The 23,090-nt window shown below is 70.3% G+C and carries 23 protein-coding genes; 7 read left to right on the forward strand and 16 right to left on the reverse strand.

Features of this window, described 5'->3' with window-relative positions:
- The first annotated feature begins 146 nt into the window (after positions 1 to 146).
- Positions 147 to 722: a TetR/AcrR family transcriptional regulator gene (locus tag AC07DC_RS35960; protein ID WP_478918793.1), complete on the forward strand. Its 576-nt coding sequence runs from the start codon at positions 147 to 149 to the stop codon at positions 720 to 722.
- Between the two features lie 95 nt (positions 723 to 817).
- Here the strand turns inward: AC07DC_RS35960 and AC07DC_RS35965 are convergent, their stop codons facing one another.
- On the reverse strand, positions 818 to 1,543 hold the full coding sequence (locus AC07DC_RS35965) for a M23 family metallopeptidase (RefSeq protein ID WP_478918794.1): 726 nt from the start codon (positions 1,541 to 1,543) through the stop codon (positions 818 to 820).
- 480 nt (positions 1,544 to 2,023) lie between these two features.
- Between AC07DC_RS35965 and AC07DC_RS35970 the strand changes: the two genes are divergently transcribed.
- Genes AC07DC_RS35970 through AC07DC_RS35980 form a run of 3 tightly spaced genes read left to right on the forward strand, consistent with a single transcriptional unit; the run spans position 2,024 to position 5,063 of the window.
- Complete coding sequence (locus tag AC07DC_RS35970; protein WP_478918796.1) at positions 2,024 to 2,365, forward strand: trypco2 family protein; 342 nt, start codon at positions 2,024 to 2,026, stop codon at positions 2,363 to 2,365.
- Between the two features lie 5 nt (positions 2,366 to 2,370).
- Entirely contained in the window at positions 2,371 to 4,026 is a 1,656-nt protein-coding gene (locus AC07DC_RS35975; RefSeq protein ID WP_478918797.1) for an NACHT domain-containing protein, read from the forward strand.
- A gap of 23 nt (positions 4,027 to 4,049) precedes the next feature.
- Complete coding sequence (locus tag AC07DC_RS35980) at positions 4,050 to 5,063, forward strand: hypothetical protein (protein ID WP_478918799.1); 1,014 nt, start codon at positions 4,050 to 4,052, stop codon at positions 5,061 to 5,063.
- Between the two features lie 66 nt (positions 5,064 to 5,129).
- Here AC07DC_RS35980 and AC07DC_RS35985 read toward each other — a convergent pair whose 3' ends face one another.
- A complete protein-coding gene (locus AC07DC_RS35985) occupies positions 5,130 to 7,661 on the reverse strand; it encodes an ATP-dependent Clp protease ATP-binding subunit (RefSeq protein ID WP_478918801.1) in 2,532 nt (843 codons plus the stop codon).
- A gap of 429 nt (positions 7,662 to 8,090) precedes the next feature.
- On the opposite strand from AC07DC_RS35985, the gene AC07DC_RS35990 reads away from it, so the two are divergent.
- A complete protein-coding gene (locus AC07DC_RS35990; protein ID WP_478918803.1) occupies positions 8,091 to 8,672 on the forward strand; it encodes an SCO3374 family protein in 582 nt (193 codons plus the stop codon).
- On the opposite strand, the gene AC07DC_RS35995 is transcribed toward AC07DC_RS35990, so the two are convergent.
- The 10 genes from AC07DC_RS35995 to AC07DC_RS36040 form a co-directional block, all read right to left on the reverse strand.
- On the reverse strand, positions 8,603 to 8,941 hold the full coding sequence (locus AC07DC_RS35995; protein ID WP_478918804.1) for a histone-like nucleoid-structuring protein Lsr2: 339 nt from the start codon (positions 8,939 to 8,941) through the stop codon (positions 8,603 to 8,605). The two genes, AC07DC_RS35990 and AC07DC_RS35995, sit on opposite strands and share 70 nt — an antisense overlap.
- A 122-nt stretch (positions 8,942 to 9,063) precedes the next feature.
- Positions 9,064 to 9,582: an amino-acid N-acetyltransferase gene (locus tag AC07DC_RS36000; RefSeq protein WP_269271931.1), complete on the reverse strand. Its 519-nt coding sequence runs from the start codon at positions 9,580 to 9,582 to the stop codon at positions 9,064 to 9,066.
- A 9-nt stretch (positions 9,583 to 9,591) separates the two neighbouring features.
- The gene (locus tag AC07DC_RS36005) at positions 9,592 to 9,987 is read right to left on the reverse strand and encodes a BlaI/MecI/CopY family transcriptional regulator (RefSeq protein ID WP_283469662.1); all 396 of its coding nucleotides are present in this window, start codon (positions 9,985 to 9,987) and stop codon (positions 9,592 to 9,594) included.
- A gap of 39 nt (positions 9,988 to 10,026) precedes the next feature.
- Positions 10,027 to 10,206 (reverse strand): hypothetical protein, encoded by a 180-nt coding sequence (locus tag AC07DC_RS36010; protein ID WP_138354118.1) that lies wholly within the window; start codon positions 10,204 to 10,206, stop codon positions 10,027 to 10,029.
- A 14-nt stretch (positions 10,207 to 10,220) separates the two neighbouring features.
- Positions 10,221 to 10,949 carry a hypothetical protein gene (locus AC07DC_RS36015; RefSeq protein WP_478918805.1) on the reverse strand — a complete coding sequence of 243 codons (729 nt, stop codon included), beginning with the start codon at positions 10,947 to 10,949 and terminating at the stop codon, positions 10,221 to 10,223.
- Positions 10,950 to 11,033: 84 nt separating this feature from the next.
- Positions 11,034 to 11,831: a type III pantothenate kinase gene (locus AC07DC_RS36020; protein ID WP_478918806.1), complete on the reverse strand. Its 798-nt coding sequence runs from the start codon at positions 11,829 to 11,831 to the stop codon at positions 11,034 to 11,036.
- A 7-nt stretch (positions 11,832 to 11,838) separates the two neighbouring features.
- Positions 11,839 to 12,876 carry a carboxylating nicotinate-nucleotide diphosphorylase gene (gene nadC, locus AC07DC_RS36025; RefSeq protein WP_478918808.1) on the reverse strand — a complete coding sequence of 346 codons (1,038 nt, stop codon included), beginning with the start codon at positions 12,874 to 12,876 and terminating at the stop codon, positions 11,839 to 11,841.
- On the reverse strand, positions 12,873 to 14,636 hold the full coding sequence (locus AC07DC_RS36030; RefSeq protein WP_478918809.1) for an L-aspartate oxidase: 1,764 nt from the start codon (positions 14,634 to 14,636) through the stop codon (positions 12,873 to 12,875). Before AC07DC_RS36030 ends, nadC begins: the two co-directional genes overlap by 4 nt.
- Positions 14,633 to 15,496 carry a pantoate--beta-alanine ligase gene (panC, locus tag AC07DC_RS36035; RefSeq protein ID WP_478918810.1) on the reverse strand — a complete coding sequence of 288 codons (864 nt, stop codon included), beginning with the start codon at positions 15,494 to 15,496 and terminating at the stop codon, positions 14,633 to 14,635. Before panC ends, AC07DC_RS36030 begins: the two co-directional genes overlap by 4 nt.
- Entirely contained in the window at positions 15,493 to 16,392 is a 900-nt protein-coding gene (locus AC07DC_RS36040; protein WP_478918811.1) for a Rossmann-like and DUF2520 domain-containing protein, read from the reverse strand. The genes panC and AC07DC_RS36040 overlap by 4 nt, the downstream gene beginning before the upstream one ends.
- A gap of 186 nt (positions 16,393 to 16,578) precedes the next feature.
- Here AC07DC_RS36040 and AC07DC_RS36045 point away from each other — a divergent pair, with 186 nt between their 5' ends.
- The gene (locus AC07DC_RS36045; protein WP_478918812.1) at positions 16,579 to 17,715 is read left to right on the forward strand and encodes a threonine aldolase family protein; all 1,137 of its coding nucleotides are present in this window, start codon (positions 16,579 to 16,581) and stop codon (positions 17,713 to 17,715) included.
- Between the two features lie 36 nt (positions 17,716 to 17,751).
- Here AC07DC_RS36045 and AC07DC_RS36050 read toward each other — a convergent pair whose 3' ends face one another.
- Positions 17,752 to 18,732 carry a quinone oxidoreductase family protein gene (locus tag AC07DC_RS36050; RefSeq protein WP_478918813.1) on the reverse strand — a complete coding sequence of 327 codons (981 nt, stop codon included), beginning with the start codon at positions 18,730 to 18,732 and terminating at the stop codon, positions 17,752 to 17,754.
- 114 nt (positions 18,733 to 18,846) lie between these two features.
- Here AC07DC_RS36050 and AC07DC_RS36055 point away from each other — a divergent pair, with 114 nt between their 5' ends.
- Positions 18,847 to 19,164 (forward strand): ArsR/SmtB family transcription factor, encoded by a 318-nt coding sequence (locus tag AC07DC_RS36055; RefSeq protein WP_478918814.1) that lies wholly within the window; start codon positions 18,847 to 18,849, stop codon positions 19,162 to 19,164.
- 50 nt (positions 19,165 to 19,214) lie between these two features.
- Here AC07DC_RS36055 and AC07DC_RS36060 read toward each other — a convergent pair whose 3' ends face one another.
- The 3 genes from AC07DC_RS36060 to cdgB form a co-directional block, all read right to left on the reverse strand.
- Positions 19,215 to 19,904 carry a response regulator gene (locus tag AC07DC_RS36060; protein ID WP_478918815.1) on the reverse strand — a complete coding sequence of 230 codons (690 nt, stop codon included), beginning with the start codon at positions 19,902 to 19,904 and terminating at the stop codon, positions 19,215 to 19,217.
- An 80-nt stretch (positions 19,905 to 19,984) separates the two neighbouring features.
- A complete protein-coding gene (locus AC07DC_RS36065) occupies positions 19,985 to 21,187 on the reverse strand; it encodes a sensor histidine kinase (protein ID WP_478918816.1) in 1,203 nt (400 codons plus the stop codon).
- Positions 21,188 to 21,396: 209 nt separating this feature from the next.
- Entirely contained in the window at positions 21,397 to 23,028 is a 1,632-nt protein-coding gene (gene cdgB / locus AC07DC_RS36070; RefSeq protein ID WP_478918817.1) for a diguanylate cyclase CdgB, read from the reverse strand.
- Between the last annotated feature and the right edge of the window lie 62 nt (positions 23,029 to 23,090).

Below are 23,090 nucleotides of genomic sequence, written 5' to 3' on the forward strand. Positions count from 1 at the left end.
TTTTGGTACTTACTTGCCGCCCGGCTAGTTCGCTACGATACTGAAGGTAAGCCGCTGCTAGCCGGTCGTCAAGTAAGTAGATTACGTTTGACCGAAGCCATACCGGTGCGTTCCGTACGGGCGTCCTACGCAGGAGAGCAGTAGCCATGAGCACTTCGCAGGCACGTCGCGGCGACACCCGCCACCGCATCCAGGACGTCGCGCTCGAGCTCTTCGCCGAGCAGGGGTACGAGAAGACGTCGCTGCGCGAGATCGCCGAGCACCTAGAGGTGACGAAGGCCGCGCTCTACTACCACTTCAAGACCAAGGAAGACATCCTCACCAGCATTGTCGAGGATCTCGGCCGGCCGGTCGACGAGCTGCTCACCTGGGCCGAGGCGCAGCCGCGCACCCTGGAGAACAAACAGGAGATGCTGCGCCGCTACAGCGCGGCCCTGTGGGGTGCCTCCGCGCTCTTCCGCTTCATCCAGGAGAACCAGGCCACGGTCCGCGAGCTGAGCATCGGCGAGCAGTTCAAGAGCAAGATGCTCGCCCTCAACGGCTTGCTCAAGGAGCCCGAGTTCTCGATGGCCAGCCAGGTCCGCTGCATCACCGCGCTCTTCGCGATGCACGCCGGGATGTTCGCCGTGCAGAACATCGAAGGCGACCCCGAGGAGAAGCGCGAAGCCATCCTCGAGGTCGCCCTCGATCTCATCGCCCAGGCTCACCAGAACCTGGACTGATCACCACCTGGTCACCGCTGATCATCGCCTGGTCACCGCCTGATGACGGCGTGGGTCACACGTTGACGGCGTGGGTCACACGTTGACGGTGTTGGTCACATGTTGACGCCGTGCTTGTGCAGGAACGCCAGCGGCTCCATGCCCGACCCGTAGACCGGCGTGGTGCGGGCCTCGAAGTGCAGGTGCGGGCCGGTCGAGTTCCCGGTGCTGCCGGACTTGCCGATCTCCTGGCTCGTGCTGACCGTCTGGCCGACCCTGACCTCGATCTTCGACAGGTGGCCGTACTGCGTGTACGTGCCGTTGCCGTGCTTGATCACGATGTTGTTGCCGTAGGCGCCGCCCCAGCCGGCCTCGACGACGGTGCCGCCGTGCACAGCCTTGACCTGCGTACCGGTGGGCACGACGAAGTCCTGGCCGGAGTGCTTGTGCGCCCAGTGCGAGCCGGCCTGCGCGAAGGACGCGCCGATCGTGTAGCTGTCCACGGGCTTCACCCAGGCGTTCAGGCGCGCGCTACGGTCCGCGGCGGACTTCTCGGCCGCCCGCTTCTTGGCGTCGGCCTTCGCGGCCGCGGCCTTCGCCTTCGCCGCGGCAGCCTTCGCGCTCGCCGCGGCGGCCTGCTTCTGACCGTCCGCCTGCGTCTTCATCGCGTCCGCGATGCTGCTCGTCGACGCGGTCCCGAAGAGTCCTGCGTCCTGCGATTCGGCCGCCATGGCCGCCGTAGAGCCCAGCGCGAGTGCCACGCACACGCCGCCCGCCACCACGGCCGCACGACCACGCATGACGGACTTCGGGGCGTGGTTCTTCGTCGAGTTCTTACGCATGCAGGATTACCTCACTGAATGGGGGGTATGAAGTGAGAACGACCGAGGGCCGTTCTCGCCATTCAGTGGTAACGCGCTCTGCTGCGCCGACACAAGGCGCCCTTCTACTAACCGCGGCCGTAGCGAAAGCAAGAATCCAACGCCTCTTGCCAACCCGGCCCCGGCTGCCGAAGACCCCTCTCGCACCCCGCCCCACCAGGCAAATCAAGGACCCGACCGCGCTCCGCCGGCGGTTCTCATGCCCCGGGCGGAACCGCCCCGGGCGCCGTTGAATCATCGACTATTCCGCCTAGTAAGGCCGGAATGGCGCGTGTGCCATGTCACCACGCAATAAGATCCACTCCATTTCACACGGGACCTTCTGCCATTCGCGCGGACCGAAAGTCATGTGACCCCCGCCACTCAATTCCCCAAAAACGGGGGCGGCGCCCGCCCCGGCTGCCCTACCGTTGCCCCATCGACAGGGCGGGGGCGCACACGATGGCGGACGAGTACCTGAACGACATCGAGCTGGCGGATGCGGTCGAGGCCGTCCGCGAGGGCCTGACCACCGCTGCCGCGCGCGGCAGCGGCAAGGCCGTCCGCTTCGAGGTCGGCGACATCCACATGGAGTTCACCGTCGAGATCCGCCGGGACCTGAACGGCAAGGCCGGCGTCAAGGCCTGGGTCGTGGACGCCGGCCTGGAAGGCAGCCGCTCCCGCGGCCGCACCCACACGGTCTCCTTCACCCTCAAGCCCAAGAACGCCACCACCGGCGGCCACCTCGACGTCCATATGAACGACGAGGGCGACAGCAGCCACTTCACCGACGCCGGCAACTGACCACGATGGCCGCCGGGCCCCAACGAGAGCGCATAGCCGCAGTCCGCTCCGGCGGCCGCCAGGGCAGCGGCTACCTGCTGAGCCCGCGGCTGGTGCTGACCGCCGGACACATCATCGGCGATCCGCTGGACATCCGGATCGCCGTGCCCGGCAGCTGGGGTGAAGCCTCCTGCCACCGACTGTGGCCGCCGCTGGACAGCGACCTCGACATCGCACTGCTGGAGACGGCCGCCGACCTGGTCGCGCCCACCGGACCGATCCGGCTGGGCACAGTGGAATCACCCGCCCCGATCCTTGACTGCCAGGCGATCGGGTTCCCGTACGTCCAGCGCGGCGCGGGCGCCGGGAGATCCCCCGAGACCGAGCAGGTCACTGGCACTCTCAAAGCCGGAAGCGGGCTGATCAGCGGGCGCTACCTCCTCGACAGCGACCACGCCCCACACCGGCAGAACGGCGGCTCCGCGTGGGCCGGGATGTCCGGCGCGGCCGTCTTCTCGGGCGACGTGTTGATCGCGGTGATCTGCGGCGATCCCCTGGGCCGGCCGCACAGCCGGCTCACGACCGTGCCCATGAAAGTCCTCCTCCAGCAGCCGGCCTTCCTTGAGACGCTCCGCTCCAAGGGCTGCGCCACCGAAATCGTCACGGTCGGGCGACCCGACGACCCCGATGCCGAGTTCGAGTCCCGCTACGCCTCCTACGTCGCCTCGCGGCACTCCACCCTCACCGTCTTCGGGCTCGACCTCAGCGACCCTTCCCAGGCCGCCTGGCCGCTCGACGCGGCCTACCTCAGCCTGGAGATGACCGAGCCGGACCGCGGTCGGCCTGGGGGTCCGCCGCAGGGCTTCGGGCCCACGCTGCGGGCAGAGCAGGTCTTTGCCGACCGCGAGCGCGTGCTGCTGCGCGGGGTCGCCGCATCCGGCAAGACCACCCTGGTGCAGTGGCTCGCGGTCTCCGCCGCCCGCCAGGAATTCGGCTCCCGGCCGAACCACCTGCGTGGCCGGATCCCGTTCGTCCTGCCACTGCGCACCCTCATGCGCCACGGCGAGCTGCCACGCACCGACGACTTCCTCCGCTCCATGAACGTCCCCATGACCCCGCCGGCCGGCTGGGCCGAGCGAGTGCTCCAGGCAGGTCGCGGACTTCTGCTCGTCGACGGACTGGACGAGATCGGTGAGCGGGAACGCGAGTGCGTTTGCGACTGGCTGCGTGATCTGCTGGACGCATTCCCCGGCAACGTGTGGCTCATCACCTCACGCCCCTCCGCGGTCCCGGACTCGTGGCTCGCGGACGCCGGCTTCTCGGAACTGGTCCTGGCCCCCATGGGCCGCGACGACGTCGGCGCGTTCATCACCCGCTGGCACCAGGCCGCCCGCGCGACGGCCGCCGATGCCGAGGAGAGCGCGAGAATCGACGGCTACGAGCTCTCCCTGCTCGAAGCCGTCCGCACCGAACAGGACCTCGCCCGCCTCGCGACGAACCCCCTCATGTGCGGGCTGATCTGCGCCCTGCACCGCGACCGCCGCGGCTATCTGCCGCACAGTCGCGGCGAGTTGTACCACGCCGCGATGTCCATGCTCCTGGGCCGCCGCGACCTCGAGCGCGAGATCGACGTACAGCTCCCCGAGAAACCCCAGATCCAGCTTCTCCAGAAGCTGGCGTAGGCGCATTGGCGGCCGTCGGGCCGGTGGTCCTGGAACTTCTTCCCGGACCTCAGGGCCTGACGGTTGGCGAGGCCAGGGCCGTCGTGCACGCTGCCGCACTCATCGGGACGGACGCGGCGCTTCCCGTACTCGCCAGATTTCGCGAACACCCCGAATCATCGGTCCGAAATCAGCTCGCTGCGCCGTGGATCCGATTCGATCGTGAGCGATATGTGGCCGAAATCCTTTCGCGCCTCTCCCGGGACGGCGTCTTCTTCCCGGTCCGGTCCTGCGAAGACGTTCGGATGCTCCGCTCGATGGGTGGCTCGTTCCAGATCACCGCGCGGGGACCACAAAATGTGCAGGGCCTGCTGGAGAACCTGGACCCGGAACAACTGGTGGCCCTGGCGCTCATCGACAATCCCGCAATCGAGAATCTCGGGTTTCTCAGCACCTTTCCCCACCTGAAGCACCTGGCTGTTGTCCGATGTCCGGCTCTGAGCGGGCTCGACGGGCTCTCGGAGCTGACTGCGCTGGAGAGGCTCCAACTCGGAGCCGATACCTCCTACGACGGTTTGGCGAGCAAGCCCCTCTGCGCTCCGCTCACGGAACTCTGGCTTCCCCCGGACACCCGCAGCCTCAGCATCATCGGCGCCTGGCCCCATCTGCGATATCTGGAACTCACCGTTTATGAGGGCCCCGATTACTCACAGGACTGGGCCTCACTGGCGGGGCTGCCGGAACTCACCACTCTGGCGGTGAACGATTGGGCCTTGTCCGCCTGGGCGGACCGGGGCCACCGGCTCCCCCGCGTCACCGGCATCCACCTCTCGGTTTTCGAGAACGATCTTCGCCTCGCGGATGTCGCCGTATGTTTCCCCGCGCTGGAATGGCTGTCCGTGTACGCGTACAACGCCGACCTCACACTCGATCTCGCGCCGCTGGCCGCGATACCCAGCCTGCACACCGTGCGAATCCGCCGCTGGGCGACCGTCCTCAACGCGGACGCGATCCCCCACGCGGAGGTAACCATCCACCCCCGCCCCCGTCAGACCTGAAAACGGGGCCGGCCCCGAAACCAGAAGGTTTCGGGGCCGGCCCCATGCAATACCGATCGGCAGGCGTTACGCGTCCTTGGAGAGGTTCGGGGCGCCGCCCGAGCCTGCGGCCTCGATCGGCGGGGCGTCCGCGACCGTGACCTTCTCCTCGCCGCGGAAGGTGAACTTCTTCTCCTCACCCTCGCCCTCGGTGTCGACGACCACGATGTGACCGGGGCGCAGCTCACCGAAGAGGATCTTCTCGGAGAGGATGTCCTCGACCTCCCGCTGGATGGTCCGGCGCAGCGGCCGGGCGCCCAGGACGGGGTCGTAGCCCTTCTTGCCGAGCAGCTTCTTGGCCTCGACGCTGAGCTCCAGGCCCATGTCGCGGTCCTTCAGGCGCTCGTCCACCTTGGCGACCATGAGGTCGACGATCTGCATGATGTCTTCCTCCGTCAGCTGGTGGAAGACGACGACATCGTCGACACGGTTGAGGAACTCGGGACGGAAGTGCTGCTTGAGCTCCTCGCCGACCTTCGCCTTCATCCGCTCGTACCCGGTCTTGGCGTCACCCGTGGCCGCGAAGCCGAGGTTGAAGCCCTTGGAGATGTCCCGGGTGCCGAGGTTGGTCGTCATGATGATGACCGTGTTCTTGAAGTCCACGACCCGGCCCTGGGAGTCGGTCAGCCGACCGTCCTCCAGGATCTGCAACAGGGAGTTGAAGATGTCGGGGTGGGCCTTCTCGACCTCGTCGAAGAGGACGACGGAGAACGGCTTGCGGCGCACCTTCTCGGTGAGCTGGCCGCCCTCTTCGTAGCCGACGTAGCCGGGAGGCGAGCCGAAGAGCCGCGAGACGGTGTGCTTCTCGCTGAACTCCGACATGTCGAGCTGGATGAGCGCGTCCTCGTCGCCGAAGAGGAACTCGGCGAGCGTCTTGGACAGCTCGGTCTTACCGACGCCGGACGGGCCGGCGAAGATGAACGAGCCACCGGGACGCTTCGGGTCCTTGAGGCCGGCGCGGGTGCGTCGGATGGCCTGGGAGAGCGCCTTGATGGCGTCCTTCTGGCCGATGACGCGCTTGTGGAGCTCGTCCTCCATGCGCAGCAGGCGCGAGGACTCCTCCTCGGTGAGCTTGAAGACCGGGATGCCGGTGGCCGTGGCCAGGACCTCCGCGATCAGCTCCTCGTCCACCTCGGCGACGACGTCCATGTCGCCGGCCTTCCACTCCTTCTCGCGCTTGCCCTTGGCGGCGAGGAGCTGCTTCTCCTTGTCGCGGAGCGAGGCGGCCTTCTCGAAGTCCTGCGAATCAATCGCGGACTCCTTCTCGCGGCGCACGTCGGCGATCTTCTCGTCGAACTCGCGGAGGTCCGGCGGTGCGGTCATCCGGCGAATGCGCATCCGGGAGCCGGCCTCGTCGATCAGGTCGATCGCCTTGTCCGGGAGGAAGCGGTCCGAGATGTAGCGGTCGGCCAGGGTGGCGGCGGCGACCAGGGCGGCGTCGGTGATCGACACACGGTGGTGTGCCTCGTACCGGTCGCGCAGACCCTTGAGGATCTCGATGGTGTGGGGCAGCGACGGCTCGGCCACCTGGATGGGCTGGAAGCGGCGCTCAAGGGCCGCGTCCTTCTCCAGGTGCTTGCGGTACTCGTCGAGCGTCGTGGCACCGATGGTCTGCAGCTCGCCTCGCGCCAGCATGGGCTTGAGGATGCTCGCGGCGTCGATCGCGCCCTCGGCGGCGCCCGCACCCACCAGGGTGTGGAGCTCGTCGATGAACAGGATGATGTCGCCGCGGGTGCGGATCTCCTTGAGGACCTTCTTCAGGCGCTCCTCGAAGTCACCGCGGTACCGGGATCCGGCGACGAGGGCGCCGAGGTCCAGGGTGTAGAGCTGCTTGTCCTTGAGCGTCTCGGGAACTTCACCCTTGACGATCGCCTGGGCGAGGCCCTCGACGACGGCGGTCTTGCCGACGCCGGGCTCGCCGATGAGGACGGGGTTGTTCTTGGTGCGGCGGGACAGCACCTGCATGACCCGCTCGATCTCCTTCTCGCGCCCGATGACCGGGTCGAGCTTGGTTTCACGAGCGGCCTGCGTCAGGTTGCGGCCGAACTGGTCCAGGACCAGCGAGGTCGAGGGGGTGCCCTCGGCCGGGCCGCCGGCGCCCGCCGACTCCTTGCCGCCGCCGGAGTAGCCGGACAGCAGCTGGATGACCTGCTGCCGGACCCGGTTCAGGTCGGCGCCGAGCTTCACGAGGACCTGAGCGGCGACGCCCTCGCCCTCGCGGATGAGGCCGAGCAGGATGTGCTCGGTCCCGATGTAGTTGTGTCCGAGCTGAAGGGCCTCGCGGAGCGACAGCTCCAGGACCTTCTTGGCACGGGGGGTGAAGGGGATGTGCCCGGACGGGGCCTGCTGGCCCTGACCGATGATCTCCTCCACCTGCTGGCGGACCGCCTCGAGCGAAATCCCGAGGCTCTCCAGGGCCTTAGCGGCGACACCCTCACCCTCGTGGATCAGGCCCAGGAGGATGTGCTCGGTGCCGATGTAGTTGTGGTTGAGCATCCGGGCTTCTTCCTGAGCCAGGACGACAACCCGCCGCGCGCGGTCGGTGAACCTCTCGAACATCGTTAATCGCTCCTCAGAGCGGTCGGGCAGTTAGGGGGCGGTCCCCTCCCTGTCCTTCCGCATGCTAGTCCCGACAGCGGGGCAGCTCACTTCAACCGTAGACACCCACCTGGGCCCTTTAGTCCCACGCAGCCGACAACAGCTCCAACCTGATGGTGCGAGACGATGTTCCCGCAGGCCAGGTGAATAGACCTTTATCGAGTACGCCCATGGCGAACGCGCGCCCATCCGCCGCGGCCGTCGTCCCGTCCCACTAGGACTTTCTTACCCGCCGGCACTGACATTCCATGCGGCGCACGGCCATCGGGTGCGCTACGGGCGAACAACCTTGCGCCCATCAGCCGCCCACCGCGCCCTCCCGGCGACCACGGAGCGTACTCGACATACCACTACTCGTAACCCTTGTGCTCCGCGGCAGTTGCATACGGCATGGGCTGGTACGAGCACGAGCTGGGTTGGCCGATCGCCGGTACGACGCCTCCGCACCTGGTCACAGGTGTGCGCTTCGACGCGCTCGAGGTTCCCGCCAAGGTGGGCTTCGCCGCACTGACACGCTTCCCGCGCCCGGGTGAACTGGGACCCGTCGCGCTGGACGGGCGGCGGGTCCGCCTGCTGGTGGCGGCGGGTACGGCGGAGGAACTTCCGGGGCTGCTGGAATGGCTGGAATGGAGCGGGATCCCGCTCGATCTGACCGCCCTGGGTGCGGGCGATCTGATGCGGGCGCCGGCTCATCCCGAATGGGGACGCCGGGAGGCCGCCTACGACCGGACAGCTCCGGTCTGGCTGCGGCCCCCCCAACCGGGCTGCGAGGTGGAACCTACGTTGCCCGCGATGTGCTTCACGGGCCGCTCCGGTGCCGATGGTGTGGGGGGACCCATCGGCCTGGTGGCGCTGGTCTCCGCTCTCGCGACGGCCTGCCACCGGGTCCGGCTGCTGGAGAATCAGCCGTGTTCCTTCTCGTACGCCTCGCGAATGGACGCGGGAACGCGGCCGCGGTCATTGACCTCGTAGCCCTTGTCCTTGGCCCACGCGCGAATCTTCGCGGTGTCCTGGCTCGCCGAGCCGCCGCGCACAACCTTGGGACCGCGGCCACGACCGACCCGTCCACCGGTCCTGCGACCGCCGTCCAGGTACGGGGTGAGCAGCCCGCGAAGCTTGTCCGCATTGGCAGTGGTGAGGTCGATCTCGTACGTCACTCCATCGAGTGCGAACGTGACGGTCTCATCCGCCTCGCCGCCGTCGAGGTCGTCAACAAGAAGGACCTGAACCTTCTGTGCCACCGGCTTCCCTTTCATCGAAAACGGATTAACGGTAAAAGCAAAGCGCCTTTTACGGAAAAACACAAACCCCTTGCGCGAAGCGGTACAGGATGCCGGTGCGCGTACCGGACATACCGGGACCCTCAGAGTTGCAGCAGCATGCGGCTGTTGCCCAAGGTGTTCGGTTTCACTCGCTCGAGGTCGAGGAACTCGGCCACTCCCTCGTCATTGGAACGCAGCAGCTCGCCGAAGACATCACCGTCCACCGGTGTCTCGCCGATCTCGACGAAGCCGTGCTTCGCGAAGAAGTCGACTTCGAAGGTGAGACAGAAAATCCTGCGGACTCCGAGCCACCGCGCGGTCTGCAAGAGCTTGGCCAGCACTTGATGCCCGACGCCCTTCCCACGCTGTCCCGGATGAACCGCCAGCGTGCGGACCTCTGCGAGGTCCTCCCACATCACATGGAGTGCTCCGCAGGCGACGACAGCGGCGTCCTCGTCGCGTTCGGCGACCCAGAACTCCTGGATGTCCTCATAAAGAGTCACCGTGGGCTTGTCCAGCAGGATGCGGTCGCGGACATATGAGTCCAGCAGGCCGCGGACAGCCGCCACATCACTGGTCCTGGCCCGGCGGATGGTGACGTCATTTGATACGAAGGGCATGGCCGGACGCTATCGTTCGTCGGGCTCGGGAGGAGCAGAGGGGTCCACGGACTGGACTACGCGCATTGCGTCCCTGAGAGCTTCCCGCTGTTCCGGCGACATCATGCCGAAGAAGTGCACGAGAGCCGCGGCGGGGTTGTCGCTCGCGGCCCATGCTTCGTTCATCAGTGCGGCCGAGTAAGCGGCTCTTGTGGATACCGCCTCATAGCGATAGGCGCGGCCTTCCGCCTCGCGGCGCAGCCAACCCTTCTGGTGCAGGTTGTCCATTACGGTCATGACCGTCGTGTACGCGATGGAACGGTCCTGCTGCAGGTCTTCGAGCACTTCGCGAACGGTGACCGGGCGATTCCACTGCCACACCCTGGTCATCACTGCGTCTTCGAGGTCTCCCAATGGACGGGGCACTCTCGAATACTAGTGACATTTGCCGGAAATGCCGCTTATTTAGCGAACCTCGTCGGTTCCGGCCTGCTGGACCGCCTCGGCCTTGGCGAACGCGGCGTCGACCGCCGCGTCCTCCTTGGCCTTGTTGGCCCCGCCCTGGTTCTTGATGATCGTCACGACGAGGCCGATGAAGAAGACCGCCATCACGAACGGCGGCACGAGCGCGGATACGTAGTCCATGGCGTCCAGCGTAGTCAGGCCGAGCGGGCTTCCTCGTCCGGGGGCGTGGCGCGGTGCCCCGGCGGAAACACCTCGGCCGGTGTGGGCACCCGGCGGCCGGGGTCGGGGGTCGACGGGCCCTTGGGCGGCGCCGGGGCCGGAGCGGGCACCTGGGCGGGGCGGGCGGGCTTGTCGGCGGGCTTGCCCGCCGCGTCCGCCCGGTCGGCGGCGGAGCCGAACCGGACGGCCGGCACGGGCGATTCCGTACGGCCGCCGGGCAGCGAGAGCAGCCGTCCGCGGTCGGCGATCGTGGAGCGTCGGCGCGACATGGGCATATGGGCCTCCAGGCGGGCTCGTAGATCGTTTTCGGCCAGGTCCTCGCAGCGCCGCAGCAGCACGGTGCGGCGGCGGTGCTCGACCGAGCCACAGGGGTGGCCGCGCAGCCGGCGCAGGGCCGCGAGGTCGTCGGGGCCCGGCAGGTAGCCGGTGTCGAGGGCGTCGCGCAGCCGCGCCAGATAGCCGGCGGAGCTGCCCGGGAGGGCCTCCCGGTAGCGGGCCAGCTCGGCGAGGAGGAACGTCCGGAGCCGTCCGCCCTCGCTGACCGCCTCGTCCAGGGCCTCGGCAAGCCGGAGGTACTCCTGGAGGTCGTCAGGGACGGATGTCGTGGTGGCGGGTCGGAGGGCCGCTGCGAGGGCGCGCCGGAACACACGCAGTTCGTCCGCGCTGAACGCCATGCCGCCCCGGGACCCGTGTGGCGTGGGCATGAGATGACTTTAAGTGCTAAACGGACAAAATTCCCGTAACGACATGGCTGGATCCGGGGCACCACCCAGCGTCAGCTGCGGGACTCAGCTCGTCGAGACGTTCCGCTCGTAGACCAGCCGCAGCCCGATCAGCGTCAGCCACGGCTCGTGCACATCGATGATCGACGCCTCGCCGAGGACCAGCGGAGCGAGGCCACCGGTGGCGATCACCGTCACGTCGTCCGGGTCGTCGGCGAGCTCGCGGGCCATCCGCTCCGCGACACCGTCGACCTGGCCGGCGAAGCCGTACAGGATGCCGGACTGCATCGCCTCGATGGTGTTCTTGCCGATGACGCTGCGCGGGCGGGCCAGCTCGATCTTGCGCAGCTGCGCGCCGCGCACCCCGAGGGCGTCCACCGAGATCTCGATACCCGGGGCGATGGCGCCGCCCACGTACTCGCCGCGGACGGAGACCGCGTCGAAGGTCGTCGCCGTACCGAAGTCCACGACGATGCACGGGCCGTTGTACAGGTGCATGGCGGCCAGGGAGTTGACGATCCGGTCGGAGCCGACCTCCTTCGGGTGGTCCACCAGGATCGGCACACCGGTCTTGATGCCCGGCTCGACGAGGACCGACGGGACGTCGCCGTAGTAGCGCCGGGTCACCTCGCGCAGCTCGTGCAGGACCGCCGGCACCGTCGAGCAGATCGCAATGCCGTCGATACCGTCACCCAGCTCCATGCCGAGCAGCGGGTGCATGCCCATCAGGCCCTGGAGCAGGACCGCCCACTCGTCGGCGGTACGCCGCGCGTCGGTGGAGATCCGCCAGTGCTCGACGATCTCCTCCGCGTCGAAGAGGCCCAGGACGGTGTGCGTGTTGCCGACGTCGATGGTGAGGAGCATGCGGGTCTCAGACTCCCGGGCGAAGGTCGAGGCCGATGTCCAGGATCGGCGAGGAGTGCGTGAGCGCGCCCACCGCCAGGTAGTCGACGCCGGTCTCCGCGTAGGCGCGGGCGGTGTCGAGGGAGAGCCGGCCCGAGGACTCCAGGACGGCGCGGCCCGCGACGTACGCGACGGCCTCGGCGGTCTGCTCCGGGGTGAAGTTGTCGAGCAGGATCAGGTCGGCGCCCGCCGCGAGGACCTCGCGCACCTGCTCCATGGTGTCGACCTCGACCTCGATGGCCAGATCGGGGAACTCGTCGCGGACCAGCTTGAACGCCTGCGCGACACCGCCGGCCGCGATCACGTGGTTGTCCTTGACCAGCGCCGCGTCCGACAGCGACATCCGGTGGTTGACGCCGCCGCCGCAGCGCACCGCGTACTTCTCCAGCGCGCGCAGCCCCGGCGTCGTCTTGCGGGTGTCACGGACCTCCGCCTTGGTGCCCTCCAGCACGTCCGACCAGGCGCGGGTCGCGGTCGCGATACCGGACAGCCGGCACAGCAGGTTGAGCGCGCTGCGCTCGCCCGTCAGCAGGTCACGGGTGCGGGTGCGGACCGTCAGCAGCACCTGGCCGGGCTCGACGCGGTCGCCGTCCTCGACGTGCCGCTCGACCTCGAACTCGTCGGTGCACACGACCGACAGGACCGCCTCGGCGATCCGCAGGCCCGCGACGGTGCCGGCCTCGCGGGCGGTGAAGTCACCGGTGGCGAAGGCGTCCTCGGGGACGGTGGCGACGGTGGTGACGTCCACGCCCTGGTCGAGGTCCTCCTCGATCGCGATGTGCGCGATGTCCTCGACCTGGACGGGGTCGAGCCCCGCGTCGACGAGCAGCTGCGCCAGGTCGGCGTCCAGACCGCACTCCAGCGGGTCGTGCTCGTACGTCTCCTCGTCGCTGCCGCAGCCGCACGCGTCGCCGCAGCCGCCCGAGCCCTCGTCGGGCTGACCGACGGGCAGACCGAACTGCGGCAGCGGAAGAAGAACGGGCTGAGGACGGTCCGGGGTACTCACGAGGGCTCCTTGAGGGCTGCGAGGGTCGTCCCCCGCGGGGTTTCTGCGGTCGCCGACGGACTGTCGAGCGGTGCCTTTTGGTTGCGCACCGGCGGGAAGTCCGCCGTGTCGGTGGTGTGGACGGCCAACGTCCCGTTGGCCGTCAGGCGGACGACGAGGTGCCGGCGCCACTGGGCATCGTCCCGGTCCGGCCGGTCCTCGCGCCAGTGGCAGCCACGAGTCTCCTCCCGGCGGCGGGCGGCCGCGACCAGCACCCGGGCCACCAGGCTCAGGTTGGACGCCTCCCACGTCTCGACGCACGGCTCGGCGGTCTTGCCGTCGCGCTCCAGGTCGTCGATCGAGGCGGTGTGGATTTGCTCCAGCGCGGTGGCCGCGCCCGCCAGGCTGGCGGCGCTACGCAGCACGCCCGCGCCGGCCGTCATGATCCGCTGGATCTCGTAACGGGCCTCGGAGGCAAGCAGCGGGGTGCGGGCCGGGGCGGGGACGACGGGGGCGCCCGGCGCGGTCGGGTCGGCGATGATGTCGGCCGCGATGCGCTCGGAGAAGACCAGACCCTCCAGCAGCGAGTTGGAGGCGAGCCGGTTGGCGCCGTGCACGCCCGTGCAGGCGACTTCACCGCACGCGTACAGGCCCGGCACGGTCGTCCGGCCCAGGAGGTCCGTCCGCACGCCGCCGCTCGCGTAGTGGGCCGCCGGGGCGACGGGGATCGGCTCGGTGACCGGGTCGATGCCGTGCGCGCGGCAGGCGGCGAGGATCGTCGGGAAGCGCTCGGCCCACATCTTCGCGCCGAAGTGCCGGGCGTCCAGGAACATGTGCTCGGCGCCGGTCTCCTGCATGCGCCGCGTGATGCCCTTGGCGACGATGTCGCGCGGCGCGAGTTCGGCCAGCTCGTGCTGTCCGGTCATGAACCGGACGCCCTCGGCGTCGACCAGGTACGCGCCCTCGCCGCGGACCGCCTCGGACACCAGCGGCTGCTGGCCCTCGGCGTCCGGGCCCAACCACAGCACGGTCGGGTGGAACTGCACGAACTCCAGGTCGCTGACCTCGGCCCCGGCCCGCAGCGCGAGCGCCACGCCGTCACCGGTCGACACGGCCGGGTTGGTCGTCGCCGAGAACACCTGGCCCATGCCGCCGGTGGCGAGCACCACGGCCTTGGCGTGCACGGCGCCGACGCCGTCACGCTGGCCCTCGCCCATGACGTGCAGCGTGACGCCCGCGGTGCGGCCGGCCTCGTCGGTGAGCAGGTCCAGGACGAGCGCGTTCTCCACGGTCTCGATGCCGGCGTCGCGGACCGCCTCGACCAGCGCGCGGGAGATCTCCGCGCCCGTCGCGTCGCCGCCCGCGTGCGCGATCCGGCGGCGGTGGTGGCCGCCCTCGCGGGTCAGCAGGATCTCGCCGGTCTCGTCCGACGTGTCGAACCGCGCGCCGGTGGAGATGAGCCGGCGTACCGCGTCCGGGCCCTCGGTGACCAGCGCCCGCACGGCCGGCTCGTCGCACAGTCCGGCGCCCGCGACCAGGGTGTCGTCCAGGTGCTGTTCGGGGGTGTCGCCGTCGCCGAGCGCCGCCGCGATCCCGCCCTGGGCCCAGCGCGTGGAGCCGTTGTCCATCTGCGCCTTCGTCACGACGACGACCTTCGCCCCGGCGGCGGCGCAGCGCAGCGCGGTCGTCAGGCCGGCGACGCCGGATCCGACGACGATCACATCGGCGGCGATGGCCCAGCCGGGGGCGGGGGCGTGCAACCGTATGCCGGTTCCGTTCATCGGGCGGCTCCGAATTCCAGGGGGATGTTGTCGATCAGACGGGTCGTGCCGACCTTCGCGGCGACCGCGAGGATCGCCGGTCCGGTGTGGCCGGGCGGCGCCTCGGTGAAGTCCGCGGGGTCCACGAGGGCCAGGTAGTCGACGGCCGGGCCGCCGTCCCCCGTCTGCTCCAGCACGGTGCGCGCCGCCGCTCGTACGGCGTCGGGGCCCGCCTGGACCGCGTCCCGGCCCGCGAACAGCGCGCGGGACAGTGCGAGGGCCGACGCCCGGTCGGCGTCCGAGAGGTACCGGTTGCGGCTGGACAGCGCCAGCCCGTCGCTCTCGCGGACCGTCGGGACGCCGACGATCTCGGCCGGGAAGTTGAGGTCCGTCGCCATCCGGCGGATGAGCGCGAGCTGCTGGGCGTCCTTCTGCCCGAAGAACGCGACGGCCGGGGCGGTGAGGTGGAGCAGCTTCGCGACGACGGTCAGCATGCCGTCGAAGTGGCCGGGGCGGGAGGCGCCCTCGTACCGCTCCCCCATCGGGCCGGCCGTGATCCGTACCTGGGGTTCGCCGCCGGGGTAGACCTCGTCTGCGGACGGTGCGAAGACGATGTCGGCGCCGGCGCCCGCCGCGATCTTCACGTCGGCCTCCAGGGTGCGCGGATAGCGGTCCAGGTCCTCGCCGGGGCCGAACTGCAGCGGATTGACGAAGACGGTGACGACCACCTCGCCGTCCGCCCCCACGTGCTCGCGCGCGGTACGGATCAGCGTCGCGTGCCCCTCGTGCAGGGCGCCCATCGTCATCACCACGGCGCGCGTGCGGCCGTCCAGGGCGGCGGCGCGCAGCTCTTCGGCCTTCTCCAGCAGGTGCGTGGTCATCGGGGTCCCCCGTCCGCGAGGACTTCGAGCAGCGCCTCGGCGAATTCCGGCTTGAGCATTCCGTTGGCGATCGCGCGGTCGGCGGTGGCCCGCGCCATCGCCAGATAGGAGGCGACGGCCTGCGGGGAGTGCTTGCGCAGCTCCGCCAGGTGCGCGGTGACCGTGCCCGCGTCGCCGCGCGCGACCGGGCCGGTGAGGGCGCCGTCGCCGGCGCGCAGGGCGTTGTCGAGCGCGGCGCCGAGCAGCGGGCCGAGCATCCGGCCCGGCTCCTCGACACCCGCCGCGCGCAGCAGCTCCATGGACTGGGCGACCAGGGTGACCAGGTGGTTCGCGCCGATCGCGAGACCCGCGTGGTAGAGCGGGCGGGCCGCCTCGTCGATCCACTCGGGCTCGCCGCCCATTTCGATGACGAGCGCCTCGGCGGCCATCCGCAGTTGCTCGGGGGCCGTGACACCGAACGAGCAGCCGGCCAGCCGCTGCACGTCCACAGCGGTGCCGGTGAAGGTCATCGCGGGGTGCAGGGCGAGCGGCAGGGCGCCGGCCCGCAGCGCCGGTTCGAGCACGCCCGTGCCGTAACGGCCCGAGGTGTGCACGATCAGCTGGCCGGGACGGACGGCGCCGGTCTCGGCGAGGCCGGTGACCAGGCCGGGCAGCGCGTCGTCGGGGACCGTCAGCAGGACGAGGTCCGCGCGCGCGAGCACCTCTTCGGGCTCGACCAGCGGGACGCCGGGCAGCAGGGTCGCCGCGCGGCGCCGCGAGAGGTCGGAGACCCCTGACGCGGCGACCGGCCGGTGGCCCGCGAGTTTGAGGGCGGCGGCGAGCGCCGGTCCGACCCGGCCCGCGCCGACGACGCCGACGGTGAGGCGGGCGGGGCGCGCCTCCGCTTCGGAGGGCATGGGCCCCGGAATGTGCGATGCGTTCACGCTGCGCTGGCCTTCCGTTCCAGTCCTGAGCGGTACCGGACGTTCTCGTCAATGCTACGCGAATGCTTTCCGGCGTCCCCCGGGGTCCGGTGGGTGGACCGCGGACAGCCGGAAAATCCCCCTCGGCAGAAGGGCCCCTCGTGGGGCAGGATCGGTGCCATGGGCAATCCGATCGACGACGAGAAGGCAGCGCGCTGGGCGGCTGTAAGGGCATGTGACCGGGTGCTGTCCAGCGGCAAGCGGCCGCTGATGCGCGAACGGCTGGAGCGCCTGGTGGCCGAGGGCGCGGCCGCGTACGACCTCGACACTTCGCTGGACATGTACGGCGACGGTGTCGTCGCCGTACTGGAGCAGCGGGTGGCGGAGCTGCTGGGCATGGCGGCCGGGGCGTTCTTCCCGACCGGGACGATGGCGCAGCAGGTGGCCCTGCGGTGCTGGGCCGGCCGGACGGGCAACCCGGTGGTCGCGCTGCACCCGCTGGCGCACCCGGAGGTGCACGAGAGGGACGCCCTCTCGGTGGTGAGCGGACTGCGCACCGTCCATCCGACGTCGGCGCCCCGGATGCCGACGGCGGAGGAGATCCGGACCCTCGACGAGCCGTTCGGCACCCTGATGCTGGAACTGCCGCTGCGCGACGCGGGCTTCCAGCTGCCCACCTGGGAGGAGTTGACCGAGACGGTGGCGGCCGCCCGCGACCGGGACGCCGTGGTGCACTTCGACGGGGCCCGGCTGTGGGAGTGCCCGCCGCACTTCGGCCACTCCCTGGCGGAGATCGCGGACCTCGCGGACAGCGTGTACGTGTCGTTCTACAAGTCGCTCGACGGCATCTCGGGCGCGGTGCTGGCCGGCCCGGCCGAGCTGATCGCGGAGGCGAAGGCCTGGCGGCACCGGTACGGCGGCCTGTCGTTCCAGCAGTTCCCGACGGTGCTGGCCGCGCTGGCCGGACTGGACAACGAGCTGCCGCGGCTGCCCTCGTACGTGGCGCACGCGAAGAACGTCGTGGAGGGGCTGCGGGACGGGTTCGAGGGCGCGGTGCCGTTCTTCCGGATCAACCCGCCGGTGCCGTGCACCCACCAGTTCCAGGTGTGGCTGCCGTATCCGGCCTCGGTGCTGGACGAGGCCGGGCTGCGGCAGGCGCTGGAGACGAAGTCCGTGGTGTTCGGCAAGTGGTTCGACACCGAGGTGCCCGGGATGTCGGTGACCGAGGTGACGGTGGCCGCGTCGGCGCTGGAGTGGACGGTGGACGACGTCGCGGCGGCGGTGCGCGCGTTCGTGGAGCGGTTCCCGCAGGACTGAACGGGAGCCGGGCCCGAACGCGTGGCACCTCCCGCGTCACTCCCCGGCGACGCGCAGCAGCAGCTTGCCGGTGGTGGTGCGGGTGTCCATGAGGCGGTGCGCCTCGGCGGCCTCCGCCAGCGGGAATTCGGCGGTGATCGGCAGCTCGACCTTGCCGCCGGCGACGAGCTGGAAGGACTTGTCGGCGATCGCGCGCAGCGTCTCCGGATCGTTCTCGGCGATGGTGAGGATCGAGAAGCCGGCCACCGACAGGCCGCGCGCGTACAGCTCCGGCGGGCCGAGCTGCCAGGGGGCGCCGCCGCCCGCGTTGCCGAAGGAGACGAGCCGCCCGAAGAGCGCGAGCGAGTCCAGGCTGCGGCGGAGCGTGTCGCCGCCGACCGGGTCCAGCGCGAGGTCGACGCCGCGGCCGCCGGTGGCCCGCTGGACCTCGGCGGCGAAGTCGTCGCCGACGAACACCTCGTCGTAGCCGTACTTGAGCGCTTCCGCGACCTTCTCGGGCCGCGACACGACGCCGTAGACGGCGGCCGCCCCGCCGAGCCTGGCGACCTGCCCGGCGACCGTGCCGACCCCGCCGGCCGCGCCCTGCACCAGTACGGTCTCGCCGGCGCGCAGCCGGCCGACCTCGTGCACCAGGCCCTGAACGGTGGGCAGCACGGTCGGCAGGGTGGCGCCGACCCGCAGGGACACGCCCCCGGGGAGCGCGAAGACGGTGACGGCGGGGGCCGTGACGACCTCCGCGTAGCCGCTGTGCGGGGTCAGGGCGGCGACCTGCTGACCGACGGCCAGGCCCTCGACGCCGGCGCCGACGGCGCGGATCCGGCCGGAGACCTCCAGGCCGGGGCGGAAGGGCAGTGCCGGCACCCGGTAGCCGTCGGCGCGGGCCTTGGTGTCGGCGAAGTTCACGCCGACGTACGCCACGTCGATGGTCACCTCTCCGGGTCCTGGCTCCGGTACGGGAGCCTCGGTCACCTGGAGGACCTCGGGTCCGCCGAACTCTCCGAATTCGATCGCGCGCATGGCTGCCACCCCTCGCCAACTGTTCAATGAAAAGCGAACACTCGGAGTGTATGGTTTTCATCGAACACTCTGCAAGGGCAACACGGGCGACAAGGTCAGGCAAGAGGACACGCGATGGGCCACCGGACAGAACCCGAGCACACCCACCCGGACGACGTACCCGTCCTGACGGCCCTCGCCGCCCTCGCCGATCCCGTACGCCTCCAGCTCGTGCGCGAACTCGCCGGCGCGGGCGACTGGGAGCGGACCTGCGGCACCTTCGACGTGCCCGTCGGCAAGGCCGCGCTCAGCCACCACTTCGCGGTGCTGCGCACGGCCGGGCTGATCGAGCAGCGCGACCAGGGGCCCAAGCGCGTCAACCGGCTGCGCCGCGCGGAGTTCGACCAGCGCTTCCCGGGTCTGCTGGCTCTGGTCCTGCGCGACGACCACTGACGACGGCCACTGACGACGGCACTGACTGATCGGCCGCCGGCAGCAGCTGACTAGTGGCCGCCGGTGCCGGCCCGCACCAGACCCGTCTCGTAGGCCAGCACCACCGCCTGCACGCGGTCGCGCAGATCGAGCTTGGTGAGGATGCGGCCGACGTGCGTCTTCACCGTCGCCTCGGACAGCACCAGCTTCCGCGCGATCTCGCCGTTCGACAGGCCCTGGGCGACGAGCAGCAGCACCTCGCGCTCGCGCTCGGTCAGCCGGTTCACCGCGGTGTTGTCCGGCGTGCCGGAGCTGGGCAGCATCGGCGTGAAGCGGTCCAGCAGCCGCCTCGTGGTGCTCGGGGCGACGACCGCGTCCCCGCTGTGCACCGAACGGATGGCGGCCAGCAGCTCGTCCGGCGGGACGTCCTTGAGCATGAAGCCGCTGGCGCCCGCCTTGAGCGCCGAGAAGGCGTACTCGTCCAGGTCGAAGGTGGTGAGGATCAGCACCCGCGGGCCGCCGTCGTCCGGCTTGCGGTCCGGGCCGCCGCAGATCTGGCGGGTCGCCTCGACGCCGTCGAGCCGCGGCATCCGGACGTCCATCAGCACCACGTCCACCTTGGTGGCGCGCAGCACCTCGACCGCCTCCGCGCCGTCGCCCGCCTCCGCGACGACCTCCATGTCGGGCTGGGCCTGCAGCACCATGCGGAAACCGGTGCGCAACAGCACCTGGTCGTCGACGAGCATTACGCGGATCGCCATCGTGTTCTGGTCCTCTTCTGCTGGAAAATCGGCTTCTGGAAGTCGGCGGTGACGAGTCGGGGGCGGGCCGGTCGGGTGCGTCAGCGTCCCGTCTTGAGGGGCAGTACGGCGCTGATCCGGAAGCCGCCGCCGGGCCGCGGCCCGGCCTCCAGCGTGCCGCCGATCATGCCGATGCGCTCGCGCATCCCGATCAGGCCCTGCCCGAGGCCGTCCTGGCCGCCGTCCTCGTACAGCTCGTGCTGGGCGCCCCGCCCGTCGTCCTCGATGAGCAGGTCCAGTTCGGCATCCGCGAAGACGAGCTGGACGGTCGCGGTGGCGTCCGTGCCGCCGTGCTTGCGGGTGTTGGTCAGCGCCTCCTGGACGATGCGGTACGCGGTCAGCTCCACACCGCTGGAGAGCGGACGGGCCTCACCGGTCACCTCGAACCGGACGGGCAGACCGGCGCCGCGCACCTGCTCGACGAGTTCGGCCAACTGGTCCACGCCCGGCTGCGGTACGTACTCCCCGCCGCTGTCGTCGCCCGCCCGCAGCAGGCCGAGCAGCCGGCGCATCTCGGCGAGCGCCTGACGGCCGGTGCTGGAGATGGTCGACAGGGCCTGCTTGGCCTGCTCGGGCGAGGCGTCCAGTACGTAGGCGGCGCCGTCCGCCTGCACCACCATCACCGACACGTTGTGCGCCACCACGTCGTGCAACTCACGGGCGATACGGGCCCGCTCGGCGGCGACCGCGGCCTTGGACTGCGCCTCGCGCTCCCGTTGGAGACGGGCGGCGCGCTCCTCCAGCTGGAGGTAGTAGGCACGGCGGGTGCGGAGGCTGTCGCCGATGACCCAGGCGAGCGCGAAGGGGACGGACACGAAGATCACTTGGGCTATGCCGACCCAGGTGCTGGAGTACGGGTTGTCCTCCGGCCAGCGCAGGGTCGAGATCGGCGAGGCGCTCAGACCGCCGACGAGGGCGAGCCGCGAGGCCCAGCGGGCGCCGTTGGCGGCGGCGGTGTAGACGGCGACCAGCATCGCGAAGTCACCGGGATTGACCCGGACGTCCAGCAGAAGCTGGGCGATGCCGATGGCGATGACCAGCAGCAGCGTCTTCTCCGGCGACCGGCGGCGCAGCGCGACGACGGCGCTCAGCCCAAAGGCGAGCGGGATCGCGGCCAGCCGCGAGACCCGCGACATGCTGCTGTCCTCCATCACCCACAGCGCGCTGATCCCGAGCAGGACGAGAGCCCAGAAGCTGTCGACCCACGTGGGGTGTCTGCGGAGAAAGGAGTAGAGGCGCTGCACATTACCCAGCGTATGCAGGGGAATGGCGGTCCGGGGTCAACCGCCAGATCGATCTCGGGTACTCCGCAAGGTGGAGGGAACCCCCGTGAACCCGGCATTGGTCCCGTTACGCGCCTGCTTTGGTCCCGTTCCGTACCGGTATCGCCCCTCAGCCGACTCAGGGGGTCGCCCCCCGATCACAGGGGCCCGGCGGGCCGCACCCCTGCGGTTCAGCCCGCGCGGCGGTGGTTGCGCGAGCGGGAGCGCTTCTCGATGTACATGCGCTGGTCGGCGGAGTGCAGGATCTCGTCGGCGGTCATGCCGCAGCCGGCCCAGCCGATACCGAAGCTCGCACCGACGCGTACGGCCCGGCCGTCGACCCGGATCGGCGGGATGATCGCGTTGCGCAGCCGGACCGAGAGGTCCTGCGCGTCGGCGGGCCCCAGGCCGTCGGCGAGGACGACGAACTCGTCGCCGCCGAGCCGGGCCACGGTGTCGCCGTCGCGGACCACGCTGGCCAGCCGGCGGGCGACCTCGATCAGGACGGCGTCACCGGTGTGGTGGCCGAACCGGTCGTTGATCGACTTGAAGCCGTCCAGGTCGCAGAAGAGCACGGCCAGGCCCTTGCTGCCCGAGTCCTCGCTCTCGTCCGGCGCGGTCGTGTGGGTGTGCAGGTCGTAGCCACCGATCGCCCCCATGGGGCTGGCCATGTCGTCCGGGCCGAAGCCGTAGCTGAACGCGAACTCGTCGGGGGCGGCGTCGGACACCGCGTCGTCGGGCCGTTGACAGAGCCGGCTGGAGAGCCGGGAGCGCAGCTCCGCGCTGTTCGGCAGCCCGGTCAGGGAGTCGTGGCTGGCGCGGTGGGCGAGCTGCATCTCGCGGCCCTTGCGCTCCTCGATGTCCTCGACGTGCGTCAGCAGGAAGCGCGGGCCGTCCGCCGTGTCGGCGACGACGGAGTTGCGCAGCGAGACCCACACATAGGTGCCGTCGCGGCGGGCCAGGCGCAGCTCGGCCCGGCCGCCCTCGGCGGAGGTCCGCAGCAGCAGTCCGACGTCCTCGGGGTGGACGAGGTCGGAGAAGGAGTAGCGGCGCATCACGGAGGCGGGGCGGCCCAGCAGCCGGCACAGCGCGTCGTTGGCGCGCAGCAGCTTGCCGTGCTGGTCGCCGCCCATCTCGGCGATGGCCATACCGCTGGGCGCGTACTCGAACGCCTGCCGGAAGCTCTCCTCGCTGGCGCGCAGCGCCTGCTGGTCGCGTTCCAGCCGGACCAGCGCCCGCTGCATGTTGGCCCGCAGCCGGGCGTTGCTGATGGCGATGGCGGCCTGGAAGGCGTACATCTGGAGCGCTTCGCACCCCCAGGGGCCGGGGTGCCGGCCGTTGGTGGGCTTGTCGACGGAGATGACGCCGATCAGCTCGCCGCCGATGTTCGCGGAGGCGTACATCGGGGCGTAGAGCCGGTCGTTGGGGTGCCACTCGTCCGGGAAGCGGGGCGGCGGGCCGTCGGTGTGCCACTGCGGGACGTCGTCGTCGACCAGGACCCAGCCCTCGGTGTGCGGTATGAACCGCAACATCCCCCAGCGCTCGCCCATGTTCAGCCGGCGTTCCCACGAGGCGCGCGAGCCGACGCGGCCGGCGAGGAGTGACTCGGCGGCGACACTTCCGGCGAAGGCGGCGACGACCAGGTCGCCGTCCGGGCGCACCAGGTTCACCGCGCAGAGCTCATAGCCCAGCCCGTTGACCACCCCGTCGGCCACGGCCTGCAGAGTGTCGGCGAGACTTCGTGCCGTATTGAGGTCTGCTACGACCTGGTGCAGCTGACGCAGGGTCGCGAGACGGACATACGGCTCCGACTCGGTGTCCATGCCTCTCTCCGAGCCCTCGACAGCAACTCCTGGGATTTCTTGTCGTCCGATTGCCACGGCAA

The organism is Streptomyces sp. NPDC045021 (genome assembly GCF_056432645.1).